The following is a 21,089-nucleotide window of genomic DNA, read 5'->3' as shown; positions in this document are numbered from 1 at the left end:
GAACCAGTCACCAATTTTTACACTTTACAACTTAGGTTAAACAATGGCATCTGAATACACTACCTCAGAATATATCAAGCACCACTTGACCAATGCCACCATGTGCTCAACCGACAACGGAATTGCTTTTAACAAAGCATGCTCTGATGCAGGTTTTTGGGCGTGGCATGTCGACACACTAGCCTGGTCAATTGGCCTTGGCATACTATTTCTTGTTGTTTTTAGAAGCGTAGCTTCAAAAGCCACTACGGGCGTACCTGGCAAAATGCAGGCGTTTGTAGAATTGGTTATTGAGTTCGTTGACGACAACGTAAAAAGTACCTTCCACGGAAGAAGTGCACTAATTGCACCACTTGCACTAACTATTTTTGTTTGGGTTTTATTGATGAACCTGATGGATTTAGTGCCTGTTGACCTTATTCCTTGGATTGCTGGTCTTGTAGGTCAGCATGCCTTCGGTATGGACCCTCATGATGTTTATATGAAGGCTGTACCTACGACTGACCTTAACCTGACGTTTGCATTAGCGTCTGGTGTATTCATCCTAATTCTTTTCTATTCAATTAAAATGAAGGGTATCAGCGGTTTTGCAAAAGAACTTACTATGCAACCATTCGGTCACCCTGTATTCATCCCAGTAAACTTTATTCTGGAATCAGTTACCTTACTTGCACGCCCGCTTTCATTAGCACTGCGTTTATTCGGTAACTTATACGCCAGTGAGCTAATCTTTATCTTGATAGCCACCATTGGTTACTTCCAGTTACCTTTACATTTTATGTGGGCTGTATTCCATATTTTGGTTCTCCCTCTACAAGCGTTTATTTTCATGATGCTAACCATCGTGTATTTAAGCTTGGCGTGTGAAGACCACTAGTAAGCATTGATCCGCGCTGGTAATACCTGGATTGACCGGCGCGGTTAATAACCGAGTTCTACTTTTAACATTAACTTTAAATTTAACTTAAATCGGAGACGTACATGTTATACATCGCAGTTGCACTACTGATCGGTCTTGGTGCCCTTGGTACCGCTATTGGTTTCGGTCTGCTGGGTGGTAAATTCCTAGAATCTGCTGCTCGCCAACCTGAACTAGCACCTCAACTTCAAGTTAAGATGTTCATCGTAGCAGGTCTTATTGACGCTATCGCGATGATCGGTGTTGGTATCGCTCTATACCTATTGTTCGCTGTTGGTGCCTAATTTTACTACACACTTTTTTAGCGAACTTTTAGAGGAGGGGCGATTGTGAATTTTAACGCCACTTTTATTGGTCAATTAATCGCCTTCGCTGTGTTCGTGGTGTTCTGCATGAAATATGTGTGGCCACCGCTGATGGCAGCGATTGAAGAACGTCAGAAGAAAATAGCCGATGGGCTTGAAGCTTCTGAACGGGCAGAGAAAGACTTAGAACTTGCTCAAGCGAAAGCCACTGAGCAAATGAAAGATGCGAAAGCGCAAGCAGCCGAAATTATCGAGCAAGCCAAAAAGCGCGCCAACCAATTGGTTGACGAAGAAACGCAGAAGGGCCATGCAGAACGCGAGAAGATTATTGCTTCTGGCTACACCGAAATTGAAGCTGAACGCAATCGTGCCAAAGAAGATTTGCGCAAGCAAGTGTCTGCATTAGCAGTAGCTGGCGCACAGCAAATCTTACAACGTGAAATTGATGCTAACGCACAAAACGACATTGTTGAAAAACTTGTCGCTGAGCTTTAAGAGGGAGATGAGCCATGTCTGAATTGACAACCGTTGCTCGTCCTTACGCTAAAGCAGCTTTCGATTTCGCCGTCGAGAAGAATGCCATTGCGAAGTGGCAAGAAATGCTGACCTTTGCAGGTGCAGTAGCACAAAACGATGATATACATCAGTTGTTATCTGGAGCAGTAGCTGCAGATACGCTAGCTGACGTTTTCATCAATGTTTGTGGTGAGCAACTCGATGATCATGGCCAGAACCTTGTAAAGGTACTGGCTGAAAATAAACGTTTAGCCGCGTTGCCTGAAATTTCAAATGTGTTTGATGCCTTTAAAGCAGATTACGACAAAGAAATTGAAGTAGACGTAACTTCAGCCTCTGCGCTGAACGATGCACAGAAAACCGATTTGGTTGCATCGTTGGAAAAACGTTTGGCACGTAAAGTGAAGCTTAATTGTAACGTGAATCCTGACCTGATCGCTGGAATGGTTATTAAAGCCGGCGATACAGTAATAGATGGTTCCGTAAAATCGAAATTGAACCGTCTAGCAGACGCGTTGCAAGCATAACGGGGATAAGAGCATGCAACTTAATTCCACTGAAATTGCTGAACTGATCAAGAAAAGAATTGAACAGTTCAATGTAAGCAGTGAAGCACGCAATGAAGGTACTATCGTCGCAGTAACTGACGGTATTATCCGCATTCATGGCCTTGCCGATGTAATGCAAGGTGAAATGATTGAGCTTCCTGGAAGCCGCTACGCTATTGCACTAAACCTTGAGCGAGACTCTGTAGGTGCGGTTGTAATGGGTCCATATGCGGACTTACAGGAAGGCGTAAAAGTACAATCTACAGGCCGTATTCTTGAAGTACCTGTTGGTAATGCCCTACTAGGTCGTGTTGTAAACACACTTGGTGAGCCTATCGACGGTAAAGGCGCCATTGATGCAGCTGGCTTTGAGCCAGTAGAAAAGATTGCACCTGGTGTAATCGAGCGTCAATCAGTAGATCAGCCAATCCAAACTGGTTATAAGTCAGTTGATGCCATGATCCCAGTGGGTCGTGGTCAGCGTGAACTTATCATCGGCGACCGTCAGTGTGGTAAAACCGCAATGGCAATCGACGCTATCATCAACCAAAAAGGTACAGGCATTAAATGTGTGTACGTAGCGGTTGGTCAGAAAGCTTCTACTATCGCTAACGTGGTACGTAAGCTTGAAGAGCACGACGCATTGGGTCACACCATTATCGTTGCTGCTTCTGCGTCTGAGTCTGCTGCATTGCAATACCTTGCACCATACTCTGGTTGTACTATGGGTGAATACTTCCGTGACCGCGGTGAAGATGCGCTAATCGTATATGATGATTTGTCTAAGCAAGCTGTTGCTTACCGTCAAATTTCATTGCTACTTAAGCGTCCTCCTGGTCGTGAAGCATACCCTGGTGACGTTTTCTATCTTCACTCTCGTTTGCTAGAACGTGCTGCTCGTGTAAACGAACAATACGTTGAGCGTTATACAAACGGTGAAGTGAAAGGCAAAACCGGTTCATTAACTGCGCTTCCAATTATCGAAACGCAAGCTGGTGACGTATCTGCTTTCGTACCTACCAACGTAATCTCGATTACAGATGGTCAGATCTTCCTAGAAACTGACTTGTTTAACGCAGGTATCCGTCCAGCGGTTAACGCTGGTGTATCGGTATCTCGTGTTGGTGGTGCTGCGCAAACTAAAATTATCAAGAAGTTGGGCGGTGGTATTCGTCTTGCACTTGCTCAGTATCGTGAATTGGCGGCATTCTCGCAGTTCGCATCTGACCTTGATGATGCAACCCGTGAGCAACTTGAGCACGGTGAGCGCGTAACAGAGCTAATGAAACAGAAACAATATGCACCACTATCTATCGCAGATATGGGCGTATCATTGTTCGCGGTTGAAAAAGGTTTCCTTAAGGACGTTGAGCTTAACAAAATCCTAGATTTTGAAGCTGCTCTTCATTCTTACATGAACAGCGAAAACGCTGACCTTATGAAGACTATCAACGAAACTGGTAACTTCAACGACGAAATCGCCGCTAAGTTAGCTGACGCTTTAACACAATTTAAAGCGACACAAACTTGGTAATCAATGCAGCCGATGATGTGTAAACACCATCGGCTTCACGTTGAGTAATCGGAGAAATAGTCATGGCCAGCGGTAAAGAAATAAAAGGTAAGATTGGGAGTATCAAAAATACTCAAAAGATTACCAGTGCAATGGAAATGGTTGCTGCGTCCAAAATGAAACGGGCGCAAGAACGTATGGCCTCTGGCCGTCCATATGCGCAAAACATGCTAAAAGTGATTGGTCACATTGCTAACGGTAACCTTGAGTTCCGCCATCCTTATTTGGAAGAGCGTGAAGTTAAGCGCGTCGGCTACATTGTGATTTCCACTGACCGAGGCTTGTGTGGTGGCTTAAACAGTAATGAATTTAAGCTTGTCACTCAGGACGTCAAAAAATGGCGTGACCAAGGTGTAGAAGTGGACTTCGCTGCATTAGGTTCAAAAGCGTGCTCTTTCTTCAACCGTTTTGGTGGCACTTTGCTTGCCGCTGAATCTGGATTGGGTGATAAGCCGTCTGCGAGCGATGTAGTAGGTGTTGTACGTGTAATGCTTAAAGCTTACGACGAAGGCAAATTAGACCGAGTTTTCTTGGTATTTAATGACTTCGTAAACACCATGACACAGAGCCCTGTGATCAATCAGTTATTGCCTTTGCCAAAGTCTGAAGACGAAGAATATAAGCATCGTTGGGACTACATTTACGAACCAGATCCAAAAGAAATTTTGGAAGCATTGATGGTACGTTACATTGAGTCTCAGGTGTATCAGGGTGTTGTAGAAAACGCGGCGTCAGAACAAGCTGCGCGAATGGTTGCCATGAAGGCAGCAACCGACAACGCTGGCGACTTAATTGATGAGTTGCAACTGATATATAACAAAGCGCGTCAAGCTGCAATCACACAAGAAATTAGTGAGATTGTGAGCGGTGCCGCAGCGGTGTAGGCAAAGGTTTCTAAAAGATAACGAGGACAAATTATGAGTCAAGGTAAGGTCGTCCAAATCATTGGCGCCGTTGTGGACATTGAGTTTCCACAAACTGCGGTACCAAGAGTTTATGACGCACTACGAGTTACCGAAGGTGGCTTGTCTGGGTTAACCCTAGAAGTGCAACAACAATTAGGTGGCGGTGTAGTTCGCTCTATCGCCCTAGGTTCTACTGATGGCTTACAGCGCGGTTTGGCTGTAGAGAACACTGAAAACCCTATTATGGTTCCAGTGGGTACAGCTACTCTTGGCCGTATCATGGACGTATTGGGTAACCCAATCGACGAAGCAGGCCCAATTGGCGAAGAAGACCGTATGTCTATTCACCGTGCAGCGCCTAGCTACGAAGATCAGTCTAGCTCAGTAGAATTACTAGAAACTGGTATCAAAGTAATCGACTTGGTTTGCCCATTCGCTAAGGGTGGTAAAGTTGGTCTATTCGGTGGTGCTGGTGTAGGTAAAACAGTAAACATGATGGAGCTTATCCGTAACATCGCAATCGAACACAGTGGTTTCTCTGTATTCGCCGGTGTTGGTGAGCGTACTCGTGAAGGTAACGATTTCTATCATGAAATGAACGACTCTAACGTACTTGATAAAGTATCGTTGGTTTACGGCCAAATGAATGAGCCTCCTGGTAACCGTTTACGTGTTGCTTTGACAGGTCTTACTATGGCTGAGAAGTTCCGTGACGAAGGTCGTGACGTACTATTCTTCGTAGATAACATCTATCGTTATACCCTAGCAGGTACTGAAGTATCAGCACTTCTAGGTCGTATGCCGTCTGCAGTAGGTTATCAGCCTACGCTTGCAGAAGAGATGGGTGTACTTCAAGAACGTATTACGTCAACGAAGACAGGTTCAATCACTTCAATCCAAGCGGTATACGTACCTGCGGATGACTTGACGGATCCATCTCCGGCAACAACCTTTGCTCACTTAGACGCAACAGTTGTACTTTCTCGTGATATCGCGTCTCTTGGTATCTACCCTGCGGTAGACCCACTAGATTCAACTTCACGTCAGCTTGACCCATTAGTTATTGGTCAAGAGCACTATGACGTAGCACGTGGCGTACAAACTGTACTTCAGCGTTATAAAGAGTTGAAAGACATCATTGCCATCCTAGGTATGGACGAGTTGTCTGAAGAAGACAAGCAAGTGGTATCACGTGCTCGTAAAATTCAGCGCTTCCTTTCTCAGCCTTTCTTCGTAGCAGAAGTATTCACTGGCTCTCCAGGTAAATATGTATCGCTTAAAGACACTATCAGTGGCTTTAAAGGTATCCTGGAAGGTGAGTATGACTCTCTACCAGAACAAGCCTTCTACATGGTTGGTTCTATCGAAGAAGCGCAAGAGAAAGCCAATAAAGCATAATTATGTGGCTGACCCTGTCAGCCTATTAATGTGCTAACGTACCTAATCAGGAGGTTCTATGGCAGCAATGACAGTACATTTGGACGTAGTAAGCGCAGAAAAAGAAATTTTTTCTGGTCTTGTTGAAACGATTCAAGTGACAGGTAGCGAAGGTGAACTAGGTATACACCCAGGTCACGCGCCACTTATCTCTGCTATTAAACCTGGTATGGTGCGTTTGGTTAAGCAGTTCGGTGAAGAAGAAGTTATTTACGTTGCAGGTGGTGTACTAGAAGTACAGCCTGGTAACGTCACCGTACTGGCTGATACTGCGGTTCGTGTAGAAGATCTAGATGAGCAAGCAGCAGAAGAAGCCAAACGACGTGCACAAGAGCACATCGCCAACCCAGGCGCAGACTTTGATTACGCAGAAGCAGCTCAAGAGTTGTCTGAAGCTATCGCACAACTTCGCCTTATTCAGAAGTTACGCAAGTAATCTAATAGCTGTTTATAAAAACCCGCCTTTTGGCGGGTTTTTTTATTTGAATAGATAGATAAACAGTGTAAATAAATACGTCAATCGATTAACATAAGGATTGCTGAATATAATGATTGTCTACGCAGATTGTGGCTAATTCGTAGTATTACAATAGCAGTCTGTCTGTATTCTCTCGTTAGTAGATACGATGGTTTTATGAAGATAGCTCCTCCAACCAATAAACCACAACAGTTTATTGGCTTATTTCCTCTCTTAATTTTATTAGCGATACCGCTATTGAATATGTATTCGGGCGCTTTTTACTGGCCGAATTCTGGCGATATTTCTGCTCAGCGCAGTTTTAATTCTGCAGTAAGTATTTCATTATTTATTGGATATTTCTGGTTTGGATTTCGTTATATTCACCAAAACGTAGCAAGCAGTTTAATTTCGTTGTTGGTTAAAAAAAATCAGTTAGGTCAGTTTTCAGTACATAGACAAAGGCTAACCAAGGTCTTTCATCATCAAGTTGTAAACTCAGTAATAATTTCATGTATGTTTATGGTTTTACTAGCATTTTTAGGGGATATTAGTGACGAAGGCTATAATATTAAAAGCATTTCATACATCGCATCATTCGTTACTTTTAGCCTTCTTACTTCCTTATTTCTATTTCAAGTCAGATCCAATGTGACCTACCTGCTAAAGGAGGTGCTTCCAGGAACCAATAAACCTTCAGACTACTGGGCGTCTTTTAGTGTAATAACCAAGCTTTCTCTGACCAATGCCACTATTGCCTTAGGCCTATTAACCGTTCTGCCTATATTTTGGTTCAATGTAGTCGTATCATCTTTAGAGGTGGTAGCGGTGGTGAGTCTGTCACTGCTAATAGTGGCATATACGTTTACGCCCTTGTTAAAATTCAAAGCTATCTTAAAACAGCAGAAGACTCGAGCCTTAAACGAAGGCCACAGTGAACAGAGCAATCATATTGATAAAAATAGGCCGTCAAGAATGGCCCGAGCCCCAAGTGAAGCTTTTAAAAATAGTGATAAACTAAAAACTATAGTGGCAGTTGTTTTGATTCCTGTTTCGTGGGGTTTAGTTTCAATGGTCGAAACGCTAATTTAAATTTTCAGATTTACGCCTAAAATTAAAAGGCGATATTTAAGTACTTTTTAAATTTGGTTTGTACTTCTGATATCCGTATAATTCCTAGTTCGGCGTTTAGTAAACGCGTATGTGTCACTTTCCTATTATTATAACTAGCGATTAAAAAATACGATGAAGTTCAGTGCTTACGAGAGTAACCGCAATGTAGTAAGTGTATGGGCGTACCCACTCTTTTTAGTTTTGATCCTCCTACTTATACATAATTGGACTGGGTCATTAACGTGGCCTGTTCTAGACGCAAATCATCAGCGAGATTTTAATACTGCGCTAGGCACCACGCTGCTTTCTGGGTTTTTTTGGCTTACGATAAGAAATGTTCATAAGAATGCGGCAAGTACATTAATTGCAGCATTAGTAAGCTTAGAAAAACTTAGTCAGTTTAATCATCATCGCAGTCTGTTAGGAAGGCAGTTCGCTAGACATTTAATGTGGTCAACCTCTATTGGGGTGATCATGCCTATTGCGTATTTATTATCCGAAGGCTTAGTGACACGAATAGATGAGCCAGAAGTGCTTGTTATTGCACTCACATCAATCCCTTTTTGGTTATTGTTAACGCTCTTTATTTTACAAGTCTTCAGTAACACTCATTATTTACAGAAGCTCGCATCAACGGAACATTCTGACGCTGTAAAAGAACTGTACTTGCTGCGAGAGATTTTTAATATGGCGCTGTCGAATACCTTAATAGCGGTCTCAGGGTTTGCGCTAACGCCGATTTTTTGGATCAACAAGCCAGTTCCATTCTTCGATATTGTTGTTCTTACTGTCTATGCCATTTTTATTTCAGCGTATTTGTTTCTACCCATGATTATAGTGGCGAAACGAATGCGCACAGTGGCAAATATAGTGATGAAAGATTATGAAAGCGAAATTACACAGTTAATTCGTCAGCAAGCAAATAGCGCCGTAAAGTCATCGCTCAGCAAAGAAATAGAGTCGATAGAAACCAATAAAGAAACCTTACGTAGAGTTTTAAGCAAACCCCAAAAGCTTAGATTACTTATGTGCATGATGCCTTTACCCGCCTCTTGGCTTGCCTTTCTATTTGTAGAATCCTTCTACTAAGGGTAGCTTATAGAATAAGCAAATTTCATTAGGAGAGTGACATGCTGATTTACGGCGATAAACGCTCAGGTAATTGCTATAAATTACAGCTTTTACTGGCATTACTTGGGAAGGCATGTGAGTGGATTGATGTCGATATTCTTAAAGGAGAGTGTCGAACAGATACGTTTCTAGCAAAGTCCCCTAACGGTAAAATTCCTATTCTAGAGCTGGATGATGGACGTGTGTTGTCTGAGTCCAATGCCATCATGCATTATTTAGCTTCGGGCTCTGCGTTTATTCCCACCTCTCCTTTTACTTTTGCCACTTTATTACAATGGCAATTTTTCGAGCAATACAGTCACGAACCCTATATTGCGGTTGCGCGCTATATCAATCTTTATCTTGGCTTACCTGAGGACAGAAAAGCAGAATATGAGGCGAAGCAAGCTGGAGGCTACAGAGCGCTTGAAGTGATGGATAAACAACTTAGTCAAACCCCATTTTTGCTAGGTAACCAAATTTCGCTGGCAGACATCTCATTATTTGCTTATACCCATGTTGCACACGAGGGAGGCTTCGATCTAGCGGCTTACCCCGCGATAAGAAATTGGATAACACTAATTAAAGATCAAAAAGGGTTTATTCCAATGGAGGCCTAGTGATTAGGTCTCTCGCTGGTGTGCTTTGGGCCCTCCCCAATTCTCTTGCATAGCCTCTTGTAACTTAATGAAAGGCTGAGTATCAATATTATATAGTGTGTTTAAGGTATAGGCCGTTGCTTCAAGGGTTGATAACCCTGCACGAATTCGAGTATGCCGTATTCTATATTGTGTAGAGGGGGCGTGCTCGAAATGGAAGCTCGGTATAGACGACAACCAAGGGAATTGTTGCAATACAGCGTAAGCTTGCTTCCAGCTACCATCTATCACCAATAGTGTTTGTAGTGATGAAGCAATGTGTTCCCGCTGTGACTCAAGGGCGATACTGTTATCACTAGGGTATAAAAGTGCTGTTGATTGGACGTTACATCGTGAAGCTAATGTAGCCATTTCGCTAATACTATCAGTGGGAATTATCTCTACATCGTTAGCGCAAAGCTTAATTAATCTTGCTGTATTCTTAGCATTGGCAGATTCCTTAACGTGTTGAATTATAATAACCTTAATTGGTACTATAACCGATGAAATTGCTTCACAAATACAGGTGCTTGTAGGGTAATTGCACTTTTCACATTTAGATCTCATAGTCGTGTTTTGTATAAACCCCAGTCCTTAAACAGTTAAAAATAGTTAGAATGGATAATATACGTTATGGTTGATGTAGCGATACAATCCAAAATACTAAAAACGCTTTCAATTGTACCAAGTGGTTACGTAATCAGCTATGGGCAGTTAGCAGACCTTGCAGGTTTGCCGGGTAAAGCTAGACTTGTAGGAAAGTGCTTAAAAGGCTCTGATGTTACTACTCGATGGCATCGAGTTATAAGAGCTGATGGAAAAATAGCATTTCCGGCAGGATCTGAGCTAGCAGAAGAGCAGCGTTCTTTGCTGGTATCAGAAGGGGTCGTAGTTAGAAACCATAGAGTGAATATGAAAATTTATGGTTGGAAACCTAGTTTGTATACTTTATTGGCCGAACTAGACCAGTAGGAATATGTACTCGTGTTTGGCATAATTTATCACCAGTTGGCGTGGCGTTTTTAAAGTGGTATCTCACTCATAATGCTTAAGAAAATTACAATAAAAGACTTGAAACCAGGCATGTTTGTTCATCAAATCCTGGAGCAGAAAGGTCAACTTTCAGTTAAAAGCCAAGGACGAGTTACCTCGCAGGCGATTGCTGATGCCCTTAAAAAAAAGGGCGTGTTAACCCTTGTTGTTGATACTGATAAAGCGTTTAGCGTATCTTCAGGTGAACCTGAACCTAACAAGGAAGCGCCGGTAAGCAAAAAGGTTGCAGAGAAAGCACCTAAGGCAAGCCTTGAAAGCGAATTGACCCGCGCAACCAAGTTGCACGTTCAAGGCAAGCGAATTCAAAAGCAGTTACTTAGCAGTGTTAAAAAAGCACAGCCTTTTGATAGCAGTATTCCTAAAGAATTTTCAGCGAAGTTGGTGTCTTCAGTAGACCGTAACCCCGATGCATTATTGTGTCTGACGAAAATTCGTGAAAAAGATGACTACCTCTTAGAACATTCTTTAAATGTTGCTATATTACTGGCTAACTTTGGTCGTCATTTAGGAATGTCTGAAAGCGAAGTTCAAGATCTCTCATATTCAGGTTTTCTACATGACTTGGGTAAAATTCAAATACCGGATGAAATTCTGCATAAGCCTGGCCGTTTAACTGACGATGAAATGGACATCATGAAAGGGCATGTTAAACACGGGGTAGATTATTTAAATGAAACCGACTTAGACAAAACCTTAATTAGAACTATCAGTGAGCATCACGAGCGCTTAGATGGTTTAGGGTACCCTATGGGCACTAAAGGTGAAAACATCAGCCGTGAAGGCCGCATGTTAGCTATTGCGGATATGTACGATGCCTTAACTGCAGATAGAGTGTATAAATCTGGTATGTCGAGCCAAAAAGCGTTTTCTATATTGCTAAGCGATGCGCCGTCACGATTAGATTTACCATTGGTACAACAATTTATAAAATGTATGGGTATCTATCCGGTAGGAAGCCTAGTCCTATTGTCGAATGAACGACTTGCCATGGTTATTGAACAAACTGACTCGCCATTAGCGCCTAAAGTTAAGGTATTTTATTCTGTTCGAAATGCACATTTTCTTGAGCCAAAAGATATCGATTTAGCATCAGAAAAAAACGTTAAGGTGTCAAAAGCGGCTATTGCTTCCGATTATAAAATTGACGTGAACGCCTTTTTCGAACGCTCGGTCTCTATCGGGTAAGCACTAAAACATATTCCAATGGATATGTTCTGTACGAGTTGAGCAGAACGCTAAACACACACTGTCGTAAAAACGCGACTAAGTAAGAACGTTGCGTTTGTCTGTACCCTTTACAAACACCTTCACATTATACATCCGAACATTATTCAAACGCGGCGTGCGTAATAAGTTTGTTATCACCCGCCTATCGAAATATTACGTATCGTAGGAAGGCACTTCAAGGCTTGCACTATAAGCTGCCATTTAGCTTACGTTCAGTTAACTTCCTCTATAATGCCCTTAACGATTTTCTTTTATTGGTTACACTCATGCCAGTTAATGAATGTGGAATGCATATTGCTGTACTACTTAATAGTTAGTTAATAATTAGTGCTCGACAAATTTCGCTCAATACGTATTGGACAATAGATTGAGACGATAAATTAGTAACAGTAAAGATAGCAGTGACGCGAGCATGTAACTGTAAAGTTTAAAAGTAGGCGTAAGCTCGCCATCACTTGAAAAGTTGATAACGACGTACCGAGGATGTTATGAAAAAGAAAATAGGAATTACTTTAATTGCGGCATCTTTAGCCGTTGCTGGCTGTGCTAACGATCCATCGAACTCGCAGAAAGGTGCAGCTATTGGTGCTGTCATGGGCGCGTTGTTAGGTAAGGCGACGGGAGATAATGACAAAAGTCGCTACGCGTGGGGTGCGGCAGTTGGTGCCATTGCGGGTGGCGCGATTGGTGGATACATGGACAAGCAAGAAGAAGCGCTTCGAAGTGAATTATCTGATACCGGCGTTCAAGTAGTTCGAGAAAGCGACAATTTACGTTTGATCATGCCTGGCGATATAACATTTGCTACCGATAGTTCTTCTATCAGCCCTAACTTTAACCCCGTACTTCAAGATGTTGCCAAAGTAGTGAATAACTATGAAAAGACAGTACTGATGATAAAAGGTCATACTGATGACACAGGGTCAGAGCAATATAACCAAGGTTTATCTGAGCGCCGTGCGGGTGCGGTTAGAAATGTATTATTGAATTACAGCGTTAATTCTACTCGCATTACCACAGTAGGTATGGGTGAATATCAGCCTAAAGTGCCAAATGACACTGCGGCAAATAGATCGATGAACCGTCGTGTGGAGTTAGAGATTCAGCCGCTAACTCAGTCATAACGTTCGCTGCTAACTAATAAGAAAGGGCCTTTATTGGCCCTTTTTTCTATGCGATTTAATTTGCTCTGCAACGCTATCGGCAAGCGCATTTGGAACGGGAATGGTTAAGTGATATTGGCTTACTTTCCACTTATGGTTCTCTAATATCAATACACCGGTTCCACGTGTCACTCCTAAGCTATCGTTATCTAGAAGTTCATCGAACCACGCCACATCGCGGTTATTTGAAAAATATATATGTCTTGAATGGGGGGTATATGTCCATCCACGTCCTTTCGAAAAGTGAGGTTGTGCATAAGCTTTAAAGGCACTCATTGTCCATACCTCGCTAGCATCTGTACCAATGAAAATAGCATTGTCGCTATACAGTGAAAAGTAGCTGTCGAAGTTTGCATCGGAGGCAAATTGGTGTAGTGAATCGAGCACCTTGTTTACTTTTATCTCGTCTTCTAGCAATGGCTGAACTTTGGTATCACTATGCGGCTGTGTTGTTGAGGTCAACACCTCAGCAGCAACAGTATTCACGCAACTGAGTAATAAGATGGCGGTAATAGTTAAACGCATATATGTGTCGCTCCGAAGGACGAAAAGGTTTCACATGAAACAGTACAAATCAGTTTATCTTAAATTGAAACTGCGCCATAGAGCTGTTTACGCATTGCTTAAGTGTACTTATGCGCCCTTTAAAGGGAGTACTTATAAGGAGTTATAGCAATAACTTAGGCCTCATACGCCATAGTCGATTCTCGTATTATCAATGAAGGTTGAAACAAGGTTTGCACTTCATCTTTGTAGCCATAAACTACATTTAAAATATGACGTGCTGACATAGCAGCCATGTCTGAGATAGGGTTGCTAACCGTGGTTAGGCGTGGGAATACATGGTGCGCAAAAACGGCATCATCAAAACCCACGATAGACAAATCTTGTGGCAGGTTCATTCCTAAATCTCTGGCACAGCTCATCGCCCCTGAGGCCATCCAATCATTAGCACATACCAGTGCTGAAAAAGGCGAGTCGCCTGAAAGTAACTCTAACAAACCTGCTTTACCGTCTTCTTCGGTGTAGCTTCCTTCAAAGACTAAATTCGGTGTAAAGGCTATCCCTGCTTCTTTAAGTGCGCGCTTATGACCTGCCAGTCGTTGATTTGCATCGCATTTATCAGAAGGCCCTGATATATAGCCAATATTTTTATGGCCTAGGCTAATAAGGTGCTGCGTGGCTAAATAGCCGCCTTTTTCATTGTCTAACACAATACATCCCTCTCCCACTCCATCAACTTGGCGGTTTACCAAAGAAATTGGGAGGCGAGATGAATTCAGCGTTTTTAAATACTCATCACTCATGGCTTCAGCATGCATGATAATAGCATCGCAATTACGACCAATTAGAAATTCGACCGCGTCTTGTTCGGTTTCTAAGTTATTGTGCCCTACTGTAATAATGACGTGCTTATCAGCGGCTCTCAGCGTCAACTCTACTGCTTGCATCAAGTCACCAAAAAATGGTGAGTTTAACTCTGAAACGAGAATACCTACACTATCTGAGCGGCTGGTGGCCAGTGAACGAGCAATGGAGTTGGGGCGATAGTTTAGCGCTAACATGGCTTCTTCTACCTTGGCTTTTAAGGCGGGATTTACAGTAGTTTTACCGTTCAATACCCGAGATACCGTCGACAACGAGACCCCTGCCTTATCAGCTACTTCATAGATTGTTGCCACGTATTACTTCCCCTAACTTAGTTTTCCAATGCCCATCAATACGGTGTTCGCATTATATACTGCGCATTATGCCGTTATTCAGGCAGTTGCGCTACGTCGCTTAAGTAAAGTCTCTGTTACTTCTTGTTGGCGCGCATCGGTGAGCGGATAAAGCATAATTAGGAGTGCGCCTGCTATACCAAAGCAGGCAGGTATCCAGCTCATCAATGCCTGCATGCCCGGTAAGGTTTGCGAAATGGAATCGACTTGCATGCCGTCATAACCATAACTTCCTAGTACCAACAGAACGAGAGCACCTGCAAAGCCTCCACCGGTTTTCTGTACAAAAGAGCCTGCTGAATAAACTAAGCCTGTCGCTCTTCGGCCTGTACGCCATTCGTTATAATCTGCAGAGTCGCCAAGCATGGAAAAGAATAAGGTTGGCATGATCGCAGCGAAAAACTCCGCACTACATCCCAATACAAATATGCCCGTAACAGAACCTAGTGGCACAAAGTAAATTGCACATGTAAGTGCGCTGCTAGCCAATAACGAGAGAATAAATAGCTTTTTCCTGCCCATAAAACGCGATAATGCTGACGTGGCCAATGCGCCTAATATCGATACCACCAATAAGGCAATAAAATAATATCCGGTGAGCAATTCATCACCAATGTAGTACTTAAAGTAATAGGCAATGACACCGTACTTTATGCCGTTAAACATCATAGTAAGGAAGCCCATGCCTAGCAAAATGACCCAGGGTTTATTGGTAAGTAAATCAATGATGTCTTGTTGTGAACGACTATTGCTCGCTTCAGGTCGATTTACAAGGCGCTTAATAAAGATGGATGTTATCGAAATGACCACAACGAAAGCGATGCCACTTGGCCAATTTCTATAATAGAAAAAGGCAGTAATGGCCGACAGCGGGAACAGAATTAACGGTAGCTGACGAGACAAGTCTTTTAGTTCTTGAAGTAAGCTTGCTCCGTCGTTTTGCACTACTGGAACCCTCTCCTTGGTGGTGGCCACAGTCGTGAACATCAATGCGACTAAGAGAGTAGCAAAAAGGTACATGGCATATTGATAACCCTTTGCAGTATTACCTTCACCGAAGAACGCAACTAGCATAGGTAAGCACCCCATGACGAGCAGTCCTCCCATAAAAGCTCCAGCAAATCGAAAGCCGGATAAACTGGTTCGCTCTCGGTCGTCGCTTGTCATCACGCCCATTAGCGCTGAATAGGGTACGTTATTAACCGTGTAAGCTAAGGTTAGCCCTATGTAGGTTAGGTAGGCATAGATGAGCTTATTCGTATAAGAAAAATCAGGTGTGGTGAAACACAGCACCATGAATAAGCCTAAAAAAGGGGTAGAGCCTAATATCCAGGGTCGAAATTTACCGAGTTTAGTTTGCGTTCTATCGGCAATCATTCCCATGATGATGTCAGTAACGCCATCCGTAAGACGTACCACCAAAAAAAGCATGGCAGCGGCCGCAGCAGTTAACCCAAAGGTATCTGTGTAAAACACCGCCAAGTATGCAAGGGCGCCTCGCCAGACTAGATTAGCCGCTGCATCGCCCAACCCATAACCAATCTTTTCCCGCACACTCAACGAATGATTCACAGCGTATTCCTTTTATATTTGTTATTTACGACTAGCTAATAAACGTTGGTAAGCCTTCGCACTATTTTTAAAAGTACGTTCTTGGGTTTCGAAATCGACATAGACAAGACCGAACCGCTTTTCATAGCCCTCGGCCCATTCAAAGTTATCCATGAGGCTCCACGCGAAGTAACCACCCACTTTCACGCCTGATTCCATCGCTTCATTAACCGCGTTTAGGTGGCCAGTGTAATAGTCTATTCTATCTTCGTCGTCTACCATACCATCTTGGACTACATCTGCCATGGCAGCCCCGTTCTCGGTAATGTATACAGGTGGAAGTTTATAACGCTCATCCAAAGAAACGAGCAGTTCACGTAAAGCTTCAGGGTAAATTTCCCAACCAATATCCGTCATGGGGGCTTGTTGGGCGTGCTCGTGAAAGAGATCTTCTGCTTTATGTGGAGCAGAGTAATGAAGACGGGTATAGAAGTTAATGCCAAGAAAATCTAAAGGCTGACAAATAATTTCCATGTCACCTGATTCGATGGGAGGCTTGTCACTATCTGCTAATGCCTCGATAACATAGGGATAACTCCCTTCCATCACAGGTTGCATATACCATTGATTTATATATTGATCTGCCATTTCTGTGGCGAGCTTATCGGCTTCAGAATCTGATGCGCTATAGCACGGGGTAAAATTCAACACGATACCGTTCAAAGCATGAGGCGCATTTTTTCTTAGTACCTGCATACCTAGTCCGTGGGCAAGTAAAATGTGATGGGCGGCAGCTCGACCGAACTTTCTTCCTTTTCGGCCAGGCGCATGAACACCAATTTCATAGCCTAAATATGCAGAACAAAAGGGTTCGTTGAAAGTGGCATAAGAATAAACTCGATCGCCAAGGGCTGTGGTAATTTTATCAGCATAGTTTGCGAAATCGTAAGCGGTTTGACGATACAGCCATCCGCCTTTTGTCTCTAAATACTGTGGTAAATCCCAATGGTAAAGGGTGACGAACGGTTTTATATTCGCTTCAATTAGCACATCAAGTAATTGAATATAAAAAGAAACGCCTTTTTCATTTAATTCGCCATCCTGAGTCATCACTCGAGGCCAAGATATAGAAAAACGATACGCATCTACGCCAAGTTGTTTGAGCATTTCAACATCATCGCGCCACCTAAGAATATGTTCACAAGCTACCACGCCATCAGAATTATCAGCTACTGCCCCAGGCGTGCGACAAAAAACATCCCAAATACTTTCCATTCGATTTTCAGCATCTCCCTCTATTTGAAAAGAAGAAGTCGCTGTTCCAAAGGTAAATTCTTTATCTAACATGGGGCTTGTTTTGGGTAGCTCGATGTCTTTCATCATTTCTTAGGGTCCTATTACAATTCTCGGTAATGTAGCGAGGTGAAAGTTTGAATGCGTGAAAAATAAACGCTACGGATGACTTCACCTATTTTGTTTATAGCATGAACACAACATTTTGAGAAAGCGCTTTCTTTGTAAAGTTGTTATATTTTATCTTTACGTTACAGATTCCCTGTTTACATTTGGCTGGTTGATGTTCACAGATTTCACTTGAGGGTATAATTCAAGTTTTTGATTTATAATAATAAATATAAATAAGAACAGTTATCTAATATTAAGCTTATTTTTCGTTGTGAAGTTTGTGTGAAAAAAATGTTGATCTTTAGTCTAGGATGACTTAGTTTTGAGAAAGCGCTTTCTCTTGCGGGTGTTTCGTTGGTAAACCTGAGAAAGCCCTTTCTTGGGAAGCGCTCATTACTCAGCACAACATAAGAGAGAAAGACAGTGACACATAACAAGCTATACAAATCTAAAATCGCTACTAGTCTGTCTTTAATATTGGGAACAGGCCTGATGTTCCCAGTACAAGCACAGGAAGCTAGCGAAAATGACAATATAGAAGTCATTCAAGTATCTGGGATTCGAAGCAGTGTTCAAGAATCGATGGGCATTAAGCGCGATTCAGCGGGTGTTGTTGATGCTATTTCCGCTGAAGACATTGGTAAGTTTCCTGATACAAACTTAGCAGAATCCCTTCAACGTATTACCGGTATATCGATAAGCCGAAATAACGGTGAAGGTAGCCAAATTACGGCGCGTGGTTTCGGCCCCGATTTCAACATGGTGACGTTAAATGGCAGAACGATGCCAGGCGCTGCGTTACCTAATGGCGGTAGTGTTGGTAATTCTCGTGCATTTAACTTTTCTGATTTAGCATCTGAAAGTGTCCGTGCTGTAGAGGTTTTTAAAACCGGTCGCGCAAGTATAGCTACTGGTGGTATTGGTGCCTCAGTTAATATTCGTACTGCAAGACCATTCGATGCGTCTGAAACTGGCATCATGGCGAGTGTCGGTGCGAAAGCACTGCATGACACGACAAATCGCGTGGGTGACGATGTCACGCCAGAGCTGTCTGGGTTTATTAACTACTTAAACGACGACAGAGTATTTGGGGTGACCTTTACTGGGTCCTACCAGCAACGTGATAGTGCCGCACAAGGCGCATTCGTTAATGAATGGCGAGTAAATCCGTTTAATGGCACGGTACCACAATCTCCAGATCCGGCTAATCCAGATAGTGGTGATCCTATCGTTCTAAATAATGCACCAGCAATGGGGCAATTATTTGGTATCCCTTCAGATTTACGTTACTACATGGCGGACAGAGAGCGTGAGCGTACCAACGCCCAGCTTACTTTTCAGTATGCGCCAAGTGATGATCTCGTGGCTACCCTAGACTACACGTATTCAAAACAAGACTTATACGAAGCTCGTGCAGAGCAGTCGATTTGGATGGACGACCGTTACTTTACCAACCTAACCTTCGATGACAATACGGTTAAAACTCCCGTGCTGATTACGCAAGAGCGTAGAGATTTATTGCCTCGTGACTTGGGCTTAGCGATACAAGAGCTTAATCAGGTTAACGAAAATAAATCAGTAGGTTTTAACGTTAAATACTTTGCTACCGATGATTTAACGCTGCATTTCGACTTGCATAATTCTACTGCAGAAGGTCGACCAGATTCACCTTACGGTACATGGACAAACCTTGGACTTGGTGCGAACGTTGCTCGCGGTCAAGGTGTCGATTTCTCCGGCGACTTCCCTATCATGATGCTAGATTTCGACGATGTTTCTCGTACGAATCTAAATGGAAACGGCGTACTTGACCAAGACGATGTGGGTACATCAATTCTTGATATGAACTTTGCTTCACAAGAAACAGAAATTACCCAAGCTCGTATTGACGGTAGCTATGCTATGGATACCGGAAGTATTAACTTCGGTATTGAATCTCGTGCTATGGAAAGTACGTCGCTACAATCACTTACTCGTCATACCATGGGTAACTGGGGTATTGAAAATCCAGGTGAATTGCCAGCAGGTTCATTAACCCCTCTCGATTTAGCCAGTGAATTCAGCGACTTCAATACCACAGGTATGTTTTCACAAGGTTTCACCGGAAGCGTGGCTGAAATTGGTGCTTTCGCCGCTGACGAGTATGGTTTCGATTTACTTGCCAATAACCCATTTGCAACTAACCGTACCATTGAAGAAGATATTACGTCGGTTTATTTCGAGCTCGATTTATCCGGTGAGCTCAATGGTATGGAATACAACCTATTGACCGGTATTCGTTACGAAAATACAGATGTTACTTCTATTGCGAATATCAGTTTGCCTAGCGGGATTGCATGGGAAGGTAACAACGACTTTAACGTTCGTTTCGGTAGCGACATGGAAGATGTGGAAGTTGATTCAAGTTATGATCACTTCCTTCCTGCGTTAGATTTCGATATTGAAGTAATGGAAAATGTGATTGCACGTTTCTCATATAGCAAAACCATCGCCAGACCGACTTATAACAACTTAAGTGCAGCTTCTACCGTTGGTACGCCAAGTAGCCCCACCCTTCTTAGCGATGGCCCAACGGCAACGGCAAGTTCTGGTAACCCGGCCCTTATACCTCTTGAATCTGACAACGTAGACTTGTCACTGGAATACTACTTTGATGAAACCAGTTACGTATCGGTAGGTTTTTACGATAAACGCGTTAAAAACTTTATTGGTAACGAGCAGGTTGAAGAGAATATTTTTGGCCTAACTGATGCTACCGCAGGCCCTCGTGCACAAGCTGCTATGGACGAGCTTGAAGCGCGCGGTATTCCTATCAGCGATACCTCGTTATTTAACATGGTTGCTGCAATGGAAAATGGCGTCGATTACGACTCTATGACCGATGAACAGTTCGAAGCAGAATACGACATTATTCCAAATGGTGACGATCCATTGATGACTTTCATCAATTCGAAGCCTGTGAATAACAAAAATGCCAATATTTACGGATTTGAGCTGGCTGCACAACACTTCTTCGGCGATACCGGTTTTGGTATTCAAGCGAACTATACAACGGTTACCGGTGACATCGGGTTTGATAATAATGCAAACCCAAGTATTACCCAGTTTGCGTTAGTCGGCTTGAGTGATACCGCCAACTTGATATTCATGTATGAAATGGATGCACTTCAAGCACGTATTGCCTATAACTGGCGTGATAAGTTCTTAGATACCACGTCTCAATATGTGAATGAGCCAGGCTATACAGAAGCATACTCGCAAATTGATTTTAGTATGTCGTATGAAGTGTCTGAAGCATTGACGGTATCGTTTGAAGGAATAAACATTACCGATGAAAATATTCGTCGACACGGAAGAACCAGCGCTATGCTGTGGCAACTAGATGAATTAGGAGCGCGTTATGCATTGGGTGCGCGTTACACCTTTTAAATAAAGCGTACGCTTAGATG

General features: G+C 42.9%; 20 protein-coding genes. 15 read left to right on the top strand and 5 right to left on the bottom strand.

Annotated elements, in window-relative coordinates:
• The first annotated feature begins 43 nt into the window (after positions 1 to 43).
• From atpB to J5X92_RS03980, 11 genes are all read left to right on the top strand, one after another.
• Positions 44 to 877 carry a F0F1 ATP synthase subunit A gene (atpB, locus tag J5X92_RS04030; protein WP_013786815.1) on the top strand — a complete coding sequence of 278 codons (834 nt, stop codon included), beginning with the start codon at positions 44 to 46 and terminating at the stop codon, positions 875 to 877.
• A 104-nt stretch (positions 878 to 981) separates the two neighbouring features.
• Entirely contained in the window at positions 982 to 1,203 is a 222-nt protein-coding gene (gene atpE, locus J5X92_RS04025; protein ID WP_012520222.1) for a F0F1 ATP synthase subunit C, read from the top strand.
• Between the two features lie 45 nt (positions 1,204 to 1,248).
• Positions 1,249 to 1,719, top strand: coding sequence for a F0F1 ATP synthase subunit B (atpF, locus tag J5X92_RS04020; RefSeq protein WP_013786814.1), 471 nt, complete (start codon positions 1,249 to 1,251; stop codon positions 1,717 to 1,719).
• Positions 1,720 to 1,733: 14 nt separating this feature from the next.
• Entirely contained in the window at positions 1,734 to 2,267 is a 534-nt protein-coding gene (gene atpH, locus J5X92_RS04015) for a F0F1 ATP synthase subunit delta (RefSeq protein ID WP_013786813.1), read from the top strand.
• 13 nt (positions 2,268 to 2,280) lie between these two features.
• Positions 2,281 to 3,822 (top strand): F0F1 ATP synthase subunit alpha, encoded by a 1,542-nt coding sequence (atpA, locus tag J5X92_RS04010; protein WP_013786812.1) that lies wholly within the window; start codon positions 2,281 to 2,283, stop codon positions 3,820 to 3,822.
• A 62-nt stretch (positions 3,823 to 3,884) separates the two neighbouring features.
• Entirely contained in the window at positions 3,885 to 4,745 is an 861-nt protein-coding gene (atpG, locus tag J5X92_RS04005) for a F0F1 ATP synthase subunit gamma (RefSeq protein ID WP_013786811.1), read from the top strand.
• Positions 4,746 to 4,778: 33 nt separating this feature from the next.
• Complete coding sequence (gene atpD / locus J5X92_RS04000) at positions 4,779 to 6,164, top strand: F0F1 ATP synthase subunit beta (protein WP_013786810.1); 1,386 nt, start codon at positions 4,779 to 4,781, stop codon at positions 6,162 to 6,164.
• A 58-nt stretch (positions 6,165 to 6,222) separates the two neighbouring features.
• Positions 6,223 to 6,639: a F0F1 ATP synthase subunit epsilon gene (locus J5X92_RS03995; protein WP_013786809.1), complete on the top strand. Its 417-nt coding sequence runs from the start codon at positions 6,223 to 6,225 to the stop codon at positions 6,637 to 6,639.
• Between the two features lie 198 nt (positions 6,640 to 6,837).
• Positions 6,838 to 7,752 (top strand): hypothetical protein, encoded by a 915-nt coding sequence (locus J5X92_RS03990; RefSeq protein ID WP_208804714.1) that lies wholly within the window; start codon positions 6,838 to 6,840, stop codon positions 7,750 to 7,752.
• A gap of 153 nt (positions 7,753 to 7,905) precedes the next feature.
• Positions 7,906 to 8,862 carry a hypothetical protein gene (locus tag J5X92_RS03985; RefSeq protein ID WP_013786807.1) on the top strand — a complete coding sequence of 319 codons (957 nt, stop codon included), beginning with the start codon at positions 7,906 to 7,908 and terminating at the stop codon, positions 8,860 to 8,862.
• A gap of 41 nt (positions 8,863 to 8,903) precedes the next feature.
• Positions 8,904 to 9,503 carry a glutathione S-transferase family protein gene (locus J5X92_RS03980; RefSeq protein WP_013786806.1) on the top strand — a complete coding sequence of 200 codons (600 nt, stop codon included), beginning with the start codon at positions 8,904 to 8,906 and terminating at the stop codon, positions 9,501 to 9,503.
• Positions 9,504 to 9,506: 3 nt separating this feature from the next.
• Here J5X92_RS03980 and J5X92_RS03975 read toward each other — a convergent pair whose 3' ends face one another.
• Positions 9,507 to 10,088: a tRNA-uridine aminocarboxypropyltransferase gene (locus J5X92_RS03975; protein ID WP_013786805.1), complete on the bottom strand. Its 582-nt coding sequence runs from the start codon at positions 10,086 to 10,088 to the stop codon at positions 9,507 to 9,509.
• Positions 10,089 to 10,154: 66 nt separating this feature from the next.
• On the opposite strand from J5X92_RS03975, the gene J5X92_RS03970 reads away from it, so the two are divergent.
• The 3 genes from J5X92_RS03970 to J5X92_RS03960 all read left to right on the top strand — a co-directional run bounded on the left by J5X92_RS03970 (position 10,155) and on the right by J5X92_RS03960 (position 12,925).
• Complete coding sequence (locus tag J5X92_RS03970; RefSeq protein WP_013786804.1) at positions 10,155 to 10,493, top strand: MGMT family protein; 339 nt, start codon at positions 10,155 to 10,157, stop codon at positions 10,491 to 10,493.
• A gap of 72 nt (positions 10,494 to 10,565) precedes the next feature.
• Complete coding sequence (locus tag J5X92_RS03965) at positions 10,566 to 11,759, top strand: HD-GYP domain-containing protein (protein WP_126871538.1); 1,194 nt, start codon at positions 10,566 to 10,568, stop codon at positions 11,757 to 11,759.
• A gap of 530 nt (positions 11,760 to 12,289) precedes the next feature.
• A complete protein-coding gene (locus tag J5X92_RS03960) occupies positions 12,290 to 12,925 on the top strand; it encodes an OmpA family protein (protein WP_208804712.1) in 636 nt (211 codons plus the stop codon).
• Between the two features lie 30 nt (positions 12,926 to 12,955).
• Here J5X92_RS03960 and J5X92_RS03955 read toward each other — a convergent pair whose 3' ends face one another.
• From J5X92_RS03955 to J5X92_RS03940, 4 genes are all read right to left on the bottom strand, one after another.
• On the bottom strand, positions 12,956 to 13,489 hold the full coding sequence (locus tag J5X92_RS03955) for a nuclear transport factor 2 family protein (protein WP_013786801.1): 534 nt from the start codon (positions 13,487 to 13,489) through the stop codon (positions 12,956 to 12,958).
• A 155-nt stretch (positions 13,490 to 13,644) separates the two neighbouring features.
• On the bottom strand, positions 13,645 to 14,646 hold the full coding sequence (locus J5X92_RS03950; RefSeq protein WP_013786800.1) for a LacI family DNA-binding transcriptional regulator: 1,002 nt from the start codon (positions 14,644 to 14,646) through the stop codon (positions 13,645 to 13,647).
• Between the two features lie 78 nt (positions 14,647 to 14,724).
• Complete coding sequence (locus J5X92_RS03945; protein ID WP_208804711.1) at positions 14,725 to 16,257, bottom strand: MFS transporter; 1,533 nt, start codon at positions 16,255 to 16,257, stop codon at positions 14,725 to 14,727.
• Positions 16,258 to 16,278: 21 nt separating this feature from the next.
• Complete coding sequence (locus tag J5X92_RS03940; protein ID WP_208804754.1) at positions 16,279 to 17,616, bottom strand: GH1 family beta-glucosidase; 1,338 nt, start codon at positions 17,614 to 17,616, stop codon at positions 16,279 to 16,281.
• A gap of 447 nt (positions 17,617 to 18,063) precedes the next feature.
• On the opposite strand from J5X92_RS03940, the gene J5X92_RS03935 reads away from it, so the two are divergent.
• Positions 18,064 to 21,069 carry a TonB-dependent receptor gene (locus tag J5X92_RS03935; protein WP_208804709.1) on the top strand — a complete coding sequence of 1,002 codons (3,006 nt, stop codon included), beginning with the start codon at positions 18,064 to 18,066 and terminating at the stop codon, positions 21,067 to 21,069.
• Positions 21,070 to 21,089: the final 20 nt, after the last annotated feature.

The sequence above is a fragment of the Alteromonas sp. K632G genome (assembly GCF_017653625.1).
In the GTDB taxonomy this organism is placed as follows: domain Bacteria; phylum Pseudomonadota; class Gammaproteobacteria; order Enterobacterales; family Alteromonadaceae; genus Alteromonas; species Alteromonas naphthalenivorans.
Note: the sequence above shows the minus strand (reverse complement) of the source record. Positions and strands in the feature narration are given on the sequence as shown.